Genomic DNA, 11,407 nt, shown 5'->3' with positions numbered 1-11,407 from the left:
TGATTCGAACAATGGAGTCGACCGTGTCAGCACCTGGCCTGCAACCCGGGCGGGGAGTCCTTCGCCGCAAACCCATCGAGACCATCTCGTCCGACGGCGAGGAGACCGGCCTCAGCAAATCGCTGGGCCTGTGGCAGCTCACCGCCATCGGCGTCGGCGGCATCATCGGCGCCGGCATCTTCTCCCTGGCCGGTGCCGTGGCCAACGAGAAGGCCGGGCCCGCCGTGCTGATCTCGTTCCTCGTCGCCGGCATCGCCAGCGCCGCCGCCGCGTTCTCCTACGCCGAGTTCGCGGGCATGATCCCGAAGGCCGGGTCGGCCTACACCTACGGCTACGCGGTGCTCGGCGAGATCGTCGGCTGGCTGATCGGCTGGGACCTGCTGCTGGAGTACACCGCGATCGTCGCGGTCGTCGCGATCAGCATCTCCGGCTACTTCAACGAGCTCCTCGGCTACCTCGGCATCGACCTGCCCACGTGGATGCTGGGCGCGCCGGGAACCGAGAGCGAGGACGGCGTCGCGCCCGGCAGCTACGTGGTGAACCTGTTCGCGATGGTGCTGTGCCTGTTCATCGCGTTCATGCTGAACCTGGGGATGAAGAGCGCCGCCCGGTTCGAGACCTTCCTGGTCTACCTCAAGGTCGGCGTGGTGCTGCTGGTCATCGGCGTCGGCGCGTTCTACATCAACACCGGCAACTACACGCCGTTCTTCCCGTTCGGCGCGGGCGGCGCGATCACCGGTGCCGCAACGGTGTTCTTCGCGGTCTTCGGCTACGACGCCATGAGCACCGCCGCCGAGGAGTCCAAGGAAGCGCAGAAGCACATGCCCAAGGCGATCCTGTACTCGCTGGGCATCTCGATGGTGCTCTACGTGCTGGCCTGCCTGGTGCTGACCGGCATGATCCCGTTCCAGCAGATCAACGGCGACAGCGCCTTCGCCTCCGCCTTCGCCGACGTGGGCCTGCCGATGCTCGGCGCGATCATCGGCGTCGGCGCGATCCTGGGCATCCTCACCGTCATGTTCACGTTCATGCTCGGCGTGACGCGAGTGGGCTACTCGATGAGCCGCGACGGCCTGCTGCCCGCGTGGTTCGGCAAGACGCACCCGGTGCGCAAGGTGCCCACCCGGTTCACCTGGCTGATCGGCATCGCCTCGGCCGTCATCGCCGGCATCCTGCCGATCGGCGAGGCGGCGGAGCTGACCAACATCGGCATCCTGCTGGCGTTCGTGATCGTGTGCGCCGCGGTGATCGTGCTCCGCTACAAGCGGCCCGACCTGCCGCGCGAGTTCAAGACGCCGGGCATGCCGGTGGTGCCGATCATCGGCATCGGGTTCTCGATCTGGCTCGTCACCTTCCTGGACCCGCTGACCTGGCTGCGGTTCGCCGGCTGGTTCGTCATCGGCCTGGTCATCTACTTCGCCTACGGCTACCGGAAGTCGAAGCTGAACTCCTGATCACCCGGCACCGGACCGGCGCACGCGTTGCGCCGGTCCGGTGTTGATCGGTTGAGTCGTGTCTCCTGCGTCTCAGCGTGCACTGGATCACAGCGTTATCCCGTGCCGTATGCCTAGGGTTTTCCCCGGCGTCACCGGTCTTTCCGGTGCTGCCGGGAGTAGGACCGGGCCTCGATGCTGAGGGGTGCTTGTGACGCGCGTTCGCGAACTGAGCCCGTACGTGGAGCTGAACCGCGCGCAATGGCGCGAACTGCGCGATGCGCTCCCCCTCCCGCTGAGCGAGGACGAGCTGGTCGCGCTGCGCGGCCTCGGCGAACCGGTGGACCTCGACGAGGTCGCCGACGTCTACCTGCCCCTGTCGCGGCTGATCAGCCTGCAGGTCGCCGCCCGCCAGCGGCTGCACGAGAGCACCACCACGTTCCTCGGCGAGGAGGCCCACGGCACCAAGGTGCCCTTCGTCATCGGGGTCGCAGGCAGCGTCGCGGTAGGCAAGTCCACCACCGCCCGCATCCTGCGCACCCTGCTCGCCCGCTGGCCCGACCACCCGCGCGTGGACCTGGTGACCACCGACGGGTTCCTGCACTCCAAGGCGGAGCTGGTGCGGCGCGGGCTGATGCACCGCAAGGGCTTCCCGGAGAGCTACGACCGGCGTGCGCTGCTGCGCTTCGTCACCGAGGTCAAGTCCGGGGCGCCCGAGGTCTCGGCCCCGGTGTACTCGCACGTCGCCTACGACATCGTGCCCGGTGAGCGGCAGGTGGTGCGCCAGCCCGACATCCTCATCGTCGAGGGCCTCAACGTCCTGCAGCCCGGGCCGAGCCTCACCGTCTCGGACCTGTTCGACTTCTCGATCTACGTCGACGCCCGCACCGAGCACATCGCCCGTTGGTACACCGACCGGTTCCTGACGCTGCGCAGCACGGCCTTCGCCGACCCGGAGTCGCACTTCCACCACTTCGCCGAGCTCTCCGACGAGGAGGCCCGCGCGGAGGCCGACCACCTCTGGCGCACCATCAACGAGCCCAACCTCGTGGACAACATCCTGCCCACCCGCCCCCGCGCCACCCTGGTCCTGCGCAAGGACATCGACCACTCGATCAACAGGGTCCGCCTCCGCAAGCTCTGACCCCTCCCCGACCGGGGCCCGCGATTTCAACGGAAATCAGGTTCCCGATTTCAATGGAAATCAGGTGTCCGACTTCCATTGAAATCGGGTGAACGCGTGCGCGCGGGACGCGGGGAGGTCAGCGGTGGCGGGTGCGCTTGGTGAGCAGGAGCTGGAGGTGGGTGTTGAGGCGTTCGGTGGGGTTGGCGAGGTCGATGCCGGTGAGGTCGGTGGCGCGCCGGATGCGGTAGCGCAGGGTGTTGGGGTGGACGTGCAGGGCTGAGCTGGCGGCCTTGACGTCCCCGAAGTGCTCCAGGTACGTCAGCAGGCTGCGAGCCAGGTCCGTGGCGTGCTCGGCGTCGTGCTCGTGCAGGGCGGTGAGCCGGGCGTCCCGGTAGCGCTCGTTGCCCTGCAGGACGGTGAGGATCTCGCTGATCACCACCTGCGCGCGCACGTCGGAGATCGTCGCGACCTCGGCGTCGACGTCGTGCACCAGCGCGTCCAGCACCCGGTCGGCCTCGGCCCGGGACTCGGCGGCCTCGTCCAGCGTCGGCACCGCCGACCCCACCCCGACCTGCACCCGCGAGGTCAGGTGCTGCTTGGCGGCGGCCACGATCTCGCGGGTCAGCGACAGCGCCGACTGGGCGGCCGAGCGCTCCGGCAGCTCGGGCAGCAGGACGTAGACCCGGGACCCGATCGTCGTCACCAGCGCGCTGCGCCGGTAGGCCGAGGCGTGCACCGAGATCAGACCGGTCATCTCGGCGCGCTGCAGCTCCAGCTCGGACCGGTCCACGCTGCCGGTCGGGCGCAGCGTGAACACCGCGACCACGGCGGGCCGGTCGGAGTCGGCGCCGATGTTGTCGGCCACCGACCGCGCGTCGACCCGCCCCTCCAGCAATCCGGCCAGCAGGTTCTCCCGCAGCCTCGGCCCGGCGGTGGCCTCCGAGCGCTGCCGGATGAGCTGCAGCGCGGCCAGCCGGGCGGCTCCGAGCAGGGCGCGCTCGGAGCGCTCCGACAGCGGCCTGCGCCCCTCCTGCACCCAGATCGAACCGAGCGGCTGGCTGCCCGCGTGGATGCCCACCGCCATCCGCCGCCGGATGCCCAGATCGGGGCGCTCGTCGATGCGCACCACGTCCTCACCCGCGCGAAGCCGCTGGTAGACGCCCCACTCGCGCAGCATCGCCAGGTACTGCTCTGGGCCCTGGCGCCCCAGGATGGACAGCCTGCGCAGCTCGTCGACCTCGTCGTCGGAGCGCGAGTAGGCCAGCACGCGGCTGGCGGTGTCCTCGATGCTGACGATGCCGTCGGTCATCGCCGCCACCGTCTGGGCCAGCGAGAACAGGTCGCCCAGCGCCTCGCCGACGTCGGCGTCGCTGGTCAGCCGGGCGTTGTCGATCGCGTTGTGGGCGTAGGCCTCCAGCCGCTCCCAGCGGACCTCCGGCCACACGCCCAGCAGCGCGACGCCGCCGGTGATCGCGGTGTCGCGCAGCGCCCGCGCCTCCGCTTCCGAGCCGATCTTGACCGCCACCGCCGGAGCCCCATCGCGCGCGGCGGCCCGCACTAGCGGCGCCGCCGCCCGGCCGCGCGCGCCGATGACCAGCACGAAGTCCCCGTCGCGCGCGCTGCCGGAGTCCTCCTCCGGGTCGACAATGACCACGTCGCGCACCTCGACGTCGAGGCCGCGCGGCGCGGCGAGCACGTCCACCAGCGGGTCGCCGACGGCGGTCAGCAGCTGCCGCAGCGGCACCCCGACCTCCGCGACCCCGACGTCCGGAACGGCCCCGACCTCCGGAACAGCGCCGACGTCCGGAACAGCACCGACGTCGTTCATCCCGGCCGACTCGACATCACGCGGCATTTGTCCGATCCCACAAACCGACACCTTCAACGATAGCCAACTGCACAAGCTCCACGCGTGGGCCACACCCTAATCTCCAATCAACACACCCACTCGGCGCCTTGAGGAGGCGAGACAGGCATGGACGCGATCACCTCGGTACCGGTGCCCTACAACGAGCCGGTCAAGGGCTACGCGCCCGGGTCGCCGGAACGCGAGTCGCTGCAGAAGCGCGTTGCCGAGCTGGAGTCCGAGCACGTCGAGCTCACCCAGACCATCGGCGGGCAGCAGCGCATGGCGGGCGGTGACCGCTTCGACGTCGTGCAGCCGCACGACCACGCCCACGTGCTCGGCACCGCCGCGCAGGCCACCGGCCAGGACGTCGCCGACGCCGTGGCCGCCGCCAAGGCCGCCGCCCCCGGCTGGGCCGCGACCTCGTTCGACGAGCGCGCCGCGGTCATCCTGCGCGCCGCCGACCTGCTGGCCGGGCCGTGGCGGGACACCATCAACGGCGCCACCATCCTCGGCCAGTCCAAGTCGGTGCAGCAGGCCGAGATCGACGCCGCCTGCGAGTTCATCGACTTCCTGCGGTTCAACGTGCACTACGCCCGGCAGATCATCGCCGAGCAGCCCCGCTCGGTCCCGGGCGAGTGGAACCGGATGGACTACCGGCCCCTCGACGGGTTCGTCACCGCGATCACCCCGTTCAACTTCACCGCCATCGCCGGGAACCTGCCCACCGCGCCCGCGCTGATGGGCAACACGGTGGTGTGGAAGCCGACGCCGTCGCAGCAGTTCGCCGCGCACTTCACGATGCGGCTGTTCGAAGCCGCCGGACTGCCCCCGGGCGTGATCAACCTGGTCACCGGCGACGGCCACGCCGTCAGCGACGTCGCGCTGACCGACCCCGGTTTCGCGGGCCTGCACTTCACCGGTTCCACCGCCACGTTCAAGAAGCTGTGGCGCACGATCGGCGAGAACCTCGACTCCTACCGCAGCTACCCGCGCATCGTGGGTGAGACCGGCGGCAAGGACTTCATCGTCGTGCACCCCTCGGCCGACCCGGCCCCGCTGGCCACCGCGTTCGCCCGCGGCGCCTTCGAGTACCAGGGCCAGAAGTGCTCGGCGGCCTCCCGCGCCTACGTGCCCCGCTCCATCTGGGAGGGCGGACTGCGCGAGGAGCTCGCGGACCTCACCCGCACCATCCGCTTCGGCGACGTCACCGACTTCTCCCACTTCGGCGGCGCCGTCATCGACGCCCGCGCCTTCGCCAAGCACAAGGCCGCGCTGGACCGCGCGAAGACCACCGACACCATCGAGGTTCTGGCCGGCGGCGGCTACGACGACTCGGTCGGCTACTTCGTCGAGCCCACCGTGCTGGTGTGCAGCGACCCGTCCGACGAGGTGTTCACCACCGAGTACTTCGGACCCATCATCGCCGTGCACGTCTACGACGACGCCGACTACTCGTCGATCCTCGACGTCGTCGACTCCTCCAGCCCCTACGCGCTGACCGGCGCGGTCTTCGCCACCGACCGCTCGGCCATCGACGAGGCCCACCGCGCGCTGCGCGGCGCCGCGGGCAACTTCTACGTCAACGACAAGCCCACCGGCTCGATCGTCTCCCGCCAGCCCTTCGGCGGCAGCCGCGCCTCGGGCACCAACGACAAGGCCGGATCGCTGCTCAACATCCAGCGCTGGACCAGTCCCCGGGCCATCAAGGAGACCTGGGACGCGCCGACCGGTCACACCTACCCGCACATGGGTTGATCGTGACGGGGCGCCCCGGCCCGGGGCGCCCCGGTTGTGGCTGAAACAGCTTGAGCGTGGGGAGAACTCGGTGTTGCGCAGTGCATTGTTGGCCGCGGGACGCTCGCCGTCGGTGCGTCGTCTGGTGGAGGCCAACCCGCTGACCAAGCCCGTGGTGCGGCGCTTCGTGCCCGGCACCACCCCCGAGGACGCCGTGGCGGCGACCCGGGAGCTGAGCGGACACGGCTTGTTCGTGACGCTGGACCGGCTCGGCGAGGACACCCTCGACGCGAGCCAGGCCGACGCGACCGTCCGCGACTACCGGCAGCTGCTCGGCGTTCTCGCCGATCAGGGCCTGGCGGAGCGGGCCGAGGTGTCGGTGAAGCTGTCGGCGGTGGGCCAGTTCCTGCCCGAGGACGGCGAGAAGATCGCGCTGGACAACGCTCGGCTGATCTGCGAGGCCGCGAGCGCGGCGGGCACGACGGTCACGCTGGACATGGAGGACCACACCACCACCGACTCGACCCTGGGGATCCTGCGCGACCTGCGCGTGGACTTCCCGTGGGTGGGCGCGGTGCTGCAGGCCTACCTGCGGCGCACCGAGCAGGACTGCAGGGACCTGGCGCACGCCGGGTCGCGGGTCCGGCTGTGCAAGGGCGCCTACGCCGAGCCGGAGTCGGTGGCGTTCCAGGACAAGTCCGAAGTGGACCGGTCCTACGTCCGGTGCCTGAAGGTGCTGATGGCCGGCGAGGGATACCCGATGGTCGCCTCGCACGACCCCCGCGTGGTCGCCATCGCGGGCGACCTCGCGGGCCGCCACGGCCGCTCGGCGTCGGACTTCGAGTACCAGATGCTCTACGGCATCCGCCCGGACGAACAGCGCCGCATCGCAGCCGAGGGCGGCAAGCTCCGCGTCTACGCGGCCTACGGCGACGAGTGGTACGGCTACTTCATGCGCCGCCTGGCCGAACGCCCCGCCAACCTCGCCTTCTTCCTCCGCTCCCTCGCCACCCAAGGCTGACCCCCGATCGAAAACCCCGGTTTTCGCGCGATGAAAACCGGGGTTTTCGACCTGAGTTCGCCCGATCAGGGGAGTGCGGTGATGCGGTCCGCCGGGGGTGGGGCGATGCCGGGGTGGGCGTCGAGGTGGGCGAGGAAGGCGTCGAGGTCGACCGGGCCGCCCGCGATGTCGGTGCCCTTGGTGAACTCGGTGAAGCCGTCGCCACCACCGGCGAGGAAGTTGTTGACCGAGATCCGGTACGGGGCGTTGGGGTCGACCGGTTGGCCGTTGATGCTGATCTCGGTGACCTTCGAGCCGATCGGGGCGCTCGCCGAGTAGCTGTAGTGCAGCCCGGCCGAGACCTGCAGGACGTTGGTCTCCTCCGGGGTCCACTGCTGCTCCAGGACCGCCTTGAGCTGGGCGCCGGTGAGCGTCATGGTCTGCATGATGTTGCCGAAGGGCTGCACCGCGAAAGCCTCGCCGTAGGTGACCACGCCGTCGCCCTCACCGTTGGGTGAACCGGGGAACAGCAGGTCGGCGCGGATGCCGCCGGGGTTGGTGATGGCGGCCTGCGGCGAGTTGGCCGCGGTGGCCTCGAACTGCGCGTCGGCGATGACGTCGCCCAGCGGCGACTCGCCGGAGGGCGCGCCGGCGCGCGGCAGGTCGGCGGTGATGCTGCCGACGGGCCGGTTCGCGATCGGGGCCGCCTTGGTCGCGGCCTCGTCGATCAGCGCCTGGGCGGCCGGATCTGCGGGCACGTCGCGGGTGACGATCTCGTTGTGCGCCTCGGTCTCCGCGCGCACGACGTCCTGGGTGACGCGGTCGATCGCGAGGTCGGCGACCGACAGCAGCCGCCCGTAGGAAGCGCCCTGCAGCACCTGGCGCGGGTTGCCGGCCGGGTCGTCGACGGTGCAGTTGTACTGCGAGTGGCTGTGCCCGCTGAAGATCACGTCCACGTTCGGCGACGCGGCCTTGGCGATCTCGGCGGCCGGGCCCGGCGTGAGGTTGCAGTCGTCCGGTCCGCCGCCTTCGGTGCCGTCGCCCTGGTGCAGCAGCACGACCTGCGCCTTGACGCCCATGCCGTCGAGCACCTGCGAGGTGCGGTTGATGGCCTCGACCTCGTCGCCGAACTTCAGGCCCTCGATGGCTCCGGGCGCCACCACCGACGGCAGCTCCTCCAGCGTCGCCCCGATGATGCCCACGCGCGTGCCGCCGACGGTCCGCACGTCGAAGGGCTTCAGCGCGGGGCGCCCGTCCTCGAAGGTGACGTTGGCGCCCAGCTGCTCGAAGTCCGCGCCGGGGAACGACTCCCGGAACTGGCACCCGTCGACGGGGTGGCACCCGCCGTCGGACATCCGCTGCAGCTCCTCGAATCCCTCGTCGAACTCGTGGTTGCCGACCACCGAGGTGGCCACGCCGAGCTGGTTGAGGAACGCGACGGTGGGCTCGTCGTGGAACAGCGCGCTGTTCACCGGCGAGGCGCCCACGTTGTCCCCCGCCGAGAGCACCAGCGAGTTCGGCGCCTGCTCGCGCAGCCGCGCGACGTGCGTGGCCAGGTACTGCGCGCCGCCCGCTTCGACGCTGGTCCCGTCGGGCAGCGTGACCGAACCGGACGAGCCGGACGGCGGTTCGAGGTTGCCGTGCAGGTCGTTGAACGTGATGAGCCGGATCTGTGCGGTCTCCGGCGCTCCCGATGCGACGGGAGCCGTCACCACCGCCATCGCGGCCAGCGCGGCCGCCCCCAGTGCCGTCAGACGGCCGAACCGAGCTGTCTTCACACCGCTTCCCTTCCGCTCCAGTGCCCCGGCACCCACTGCCCCGACGGCCGGGAGGACAACAGCGGCATCCTCCCCCGCCCGCATGTCCGGAACCAGAACGAACAGGTGAATGTCTGGAATCAGCCAACCCGTCCCTCGGAACCGGGCCTCACCAGGTGAGAAAGCGCGGGGAAAGCCCGCTTCCGCAGGATGGACTCCGATTTGGACGGGTTTTCGGCGGACGTCGTTCACCGTGGGGGCGCGATCGGGAATGCATTCGGGCACGACGGATCTCTCCACCTTCCCGGCACTCCCCGGCGGCGGCTCCCTGGTCACCGACGGCGACGAGCTGCACGCCTCCGACCTGGGAAACCTCGTCGACCGCAGGCCCGCCGCGATCCTGCACCCCCGATCCACCGCCGACGTCGCCGTCACCGCCGCCTGGTGCGCGCGCAACGGCGTCCCGCTGCGCGCCCACGGCACCCTGCACACCACCGGAGGGCAGGCGCTGTGCTCGTCCGGCGGGGTGCAGGTGGACACGCGCAGCCTCGACCTGATCCACGCCATCACCGACGAGCACGCCGAGGTCGAGGCCGGGGTGCTGCTGCGCGACGTGGTCTGGCACGCGTGGCTGCGCGGGCTCCGCATGACCTCGGGACCGACCGGGTACCTGCAGCTGACCACGGGGGGCGTGCTCAGCGTCGGCGGGATCTCCAGCGTGCACGGCGAGGGCGCGATCATCGACCGGGTGCAGGCCGTCGAGGTGGTGACGCCGACCGGCGCGGTGCGCTGGTGCACGCCGCAGCGCAACAGCGCGCTGTTCCGGGCCGTGCTCGGCGGTCTCGGGTGCGCGGGCATCATCACCCGCGCCCGCCTGGCGCTGACCCCGGTCCCGCCGCGGGCCCGCGTCTACGACGCGCACTTCTCCTCGCTGCAGGAGGCTGTGGACACCGCCCGGGTGCTCATCGGCCACGACGAGGTGGACGACCTGCTGATCCGCTGGTACGCCCCGCACCGCGACCGCTACCAGCTGCGCTTCAGCGCCTACCACCACCCGGACCGGCCACCGGACGACGCGCACCTGCTGCGCGGTCTCGACGTCCGGCCGCAGACCTGGGACATCTCCTACTGGGAGTTCGCGATCAGCACCGACACCCGCTACGAGCCGTTCGTGACGGCCGGGTGGAACCGGGTGCACAAGGTGTGGGCGGACTACTTCCTGCCGGACCGCGCGCTGGACGGTTTCCTGGCCGCGACCATGCCGGAGGTCACCGAGCTCGACCTCAGCGAGACCAGCATCGGCCTGCTCTTCCCGCACCGCCGCTCCTCGTTCACCCGGCCCGGCCTGCGGGTTCCCGACGACGACCTGGTGTGGCTGTTCGACCTGCTCTCCGACGGTGTTGGCCAGACCGATCCGTTCTGGCTGCCGGACCGGTTGCGCCGCAACCGCGCTGGCGCCGCCGCGCCGAGTCGATGGGCGGCACCCTCTACCCGATCGGCACGGACCTCGACCCGGACTCCCACGAACTGGTGCTCCCCCACCCGGAGCGGATGGTCGCCGAGGACCCGTGCTTCAGGTGAGTCCGTTCTTCAGGTGATGAGTCGGGGCTTCAGGTGAGTCCGTTCTTCAGGTGAGTCCGCGGGCCTCGGCGCGGAACGCCAGCGGTGTCCTGCCGTCGTGCTTGCGGAAGAACTTGCTGAAGTCGCCCGGTGTGGTGAACCCGAGGTGGCGGGCGATGTCGGCGGAGGCCCGGTCGGTGTGCACGAGCAGGCGCTTGGCCTCCAGGATGATCCGGTCGTCGAGGTAGGTCTTGGCCGAACGTCCGGTGGCCGACAGGGTGGCGCGGGTGAGGGTGCGGCTGCTGTACCCGAGGTCGGCGGCGTAGTCGGCGACGCGGTGGGTGCGGGTGAAGTCGCGTTCCACGGCGGTGCGGAACCGCTCGAACGGCCCGCCCGCCGGAATGCTCGGCGGCGGAGCGGAACCCGCGTGGGCCAGCCTCAGCAGCAGCACCTCCAGCAGCATCCGCAGCGACCGGTTGTGCGCTTCGAGGGTCATCGCCCCGAGGTCGGCGTACTCGGCGACCAGGTGCCGCAGGGCGAGGTCGACGGCGGTGCGCGCCGCGTCGCCGGGCAGCACCGGTGTTTCCGGCGGGCGCGGGTCGACGGGGACGAAACCGGGGCGCCAGATGACGATCGTGCCGCGCGAGCGGGTCAGCGCGCCGTACTGGTGGACCTGCCCTGGCCGCACCCACAGCCAGCCGCCGGGCGGGATGACGTGCTCGGCGAAGTCGACGGTGTGCGGCAGCGCCTCGGCGTCGGCGTGGACGTGGATCAGGTGGTGGAAGTCCGGGCGCTGCGGCCCGCCCAGGTCGATCTCCCGGTGCCGGGCGCGGTCGCGCAGCTCGGCGAAGTCGATGACGTCCATGCCGATCGGGGCGTTCAAGCCCGGCCGGTAGGCGACGTCGGTGATCTCGGTCATCCGAGCACCTGTCCGATTCTCCCCATCAC

Annotated in this window: 8 protein-coding genes; 5 read left to right on the top strand and 3 right to left on the bottom strand. The window is 70.8% G+C overall.

Annotation, left to right across the window (positions count from 1 at the left end; genetic code table 11):
* The first annotated feature begins 11 nt into the window (after positions 1-11).
* Positions 12-1,454, top strand: a complete 1,443-nt coding sequence (locus REH65_RS26105) for an amino acid permease (protein ID WP_406689512.1) — start codon at positions 12-14, stop codon at positions 1,452-1,454.
* A gap of 190 nt (positions 1,455-1,644) precedes the next feature.
* The gene (gene coaA, locus REH65_RS26100; protein ID WP_406689511.1) at positions 1,645-2,577 is read left to right on the top strand and encodes a type I pantothenate kinase; all 933 of its coding nucleotides are present in this window, start codon (positions 1,645-1,647) and stop codon (positions 2,575-2,577) included.
* A 118-nt stretch (positions 2,578-2,695) separates the two neighbouring features.
* Here coaA and REH65_RS26095 read toward each other — a convergent pair whose 3' ends face one another.
* Positions 2,696-4,414, bottom strand: a complete 1,719-nt coding sequence (locus REH65_RS26095) for a PucR family transcriptional regulator (protein ID WP_406689510.1) — start codon at positions 4,412-4,414, stop codon at positions 2,696-2,698.
* Positions 4,415-4,534: 120 nt separating this feature from the next.
* Here REH65_RS26095 and pruA point away from each other — a divergent pair, with 120 nt between their 5' ends.
* Both pruA and REH65_RS26085 read left to right on the top strand, forming a co-directional pair.
* Positions 4,535-6,163: an L-glutamate gamma-semialdehyde dehydrogenase gene (pruA, locus tag REH65_RS26090; RefSeq protein WP_406689509.1), complete on the top strand. Its 1,629-nt coding sequence runs from the start codon at positions 4,535-4,537 to the stop codon at positions 6,161-6,163.
* 70 nt (positions 6,164-6,233) lie between these two features.
* Positions 6,234-7,163, top strand: coding sequence for a proline dehydrogenase family protein (locus REH65_RS26085; RefSeq protein WP_406689508.1), 930 nt, complete (start codon positions 6,234-6,236; stop codon positions 7,161-7,163).
* A 65-nt stretch (positions 7,164-7,228) separates the two neighbouring features.
* Here REH65_RS26085 and REH65_RS26080 read toward each other — a convergent pair whose 3' ends face one another.
* Positions 7,229-8,863 (bottom strand): bifunctional metallophosphatase/5'-nucleotidase, encoded by a 1,635-nt coding sequence (locus REH65_RS26080; protein WP_406693246.1) that lies wholly within the window; start codon positions 8,861-8,863, stop codon positions 7,229-7,231.
* A gap of 307 nt (positions 8,864-9,170) precedes the next feature.
* On the opposite strand from REH65_RS26080, the gene REH65_RS26075 reads away from it, so the two are divergent.
* Positions 9,171-10,517 carry an FAD-binding protein gene (locus REH65_RS26075; RefSeq protein WP_406689507.1) on the top strand — a complete coding sequence of 449 codons (1,347 nt, stop codon included), beginning with the start codon at positions 9,171-9,173 and terminating at the stop codon, positions 10,515-10,517.
* Between the two features lie 9 nt (positions 10,518-10,526).
* On the opposite strand, the gene REH65_RS26070 is transcribed toward REH65_RS26075, so the two are convergent.
* On the bottom strand, positions 10,527-11,378 hold the full coding sequence (locus tag REH65_RS26070; protein WP_406689506.1) for a helix-turn-helix domain-containing protein: 852 nt from the start codon (positions 11,376-11,378) through the stop codon (positions 10,527-10,529).
* Positions 11,379-11,407: the final 29 nt, after the last annotated feature.

The sequence above is a fragment of the Saccharopolyspora sp. ID03-671 genome, assembly GCF_045278815.1.
Classification (GTDB): Bacteria; Actinomycetota; Actinomycetes; order Mycobacteriales; family Pseudonocardiaceae; genus Saccharopolyspora; species Saccharopolyspora ipomoeae.
Note: the sequence above shows the minus strand (reverse complement) of the source record. Positions and strands in the feature narration are given on the sequence as shown.

Bases quoted from the DNA above. Each gene is read 5' to 3' on its own strand.
- REH65_RS26105 (WP_406689512.1), top strand. From the start codon at position 12: ATGGAGTCGACCGTGTCAGCACCTGGCCTGCAACCCGGGCGGGGAGTC.
- REH65_RS26095 (WP_406689510.1), bottom strand. From the start codon at position 4,414: ATGCCGCGTGATGTCGAGTCGGCCGGGATGAACGACGTCGGTGCTGTT.
- pruA (WP_406689509.1), top strand. From the start codon at position 4,535: ATGGACGCGATCACCTCGGTACCGGTGCCCTACAACGAGCCGGTCAAG.
- REH65_RS26080 (WP_406693246.1), bottom strand. From the start codon at position 8,863: ATGGCGGTGGTGACGGCTCCCGTCGCATCGGGAGCGCCGGAGACCGCA.
- REH65_RS26075 (WP_406689507.1), top strand. From the start codon at position 9,171: ATGCATTCGGGCACGACGGATCTCTCCACCTTCCCGGCACTCCCCGGC.
- REH65_RS26070 (WP_406689506.1), bottom strand. From the start codon at position 11,378: ATGACCGAGATCACCGACGTCGCCTACCGGCCGGGCTTGAACGCCCCG.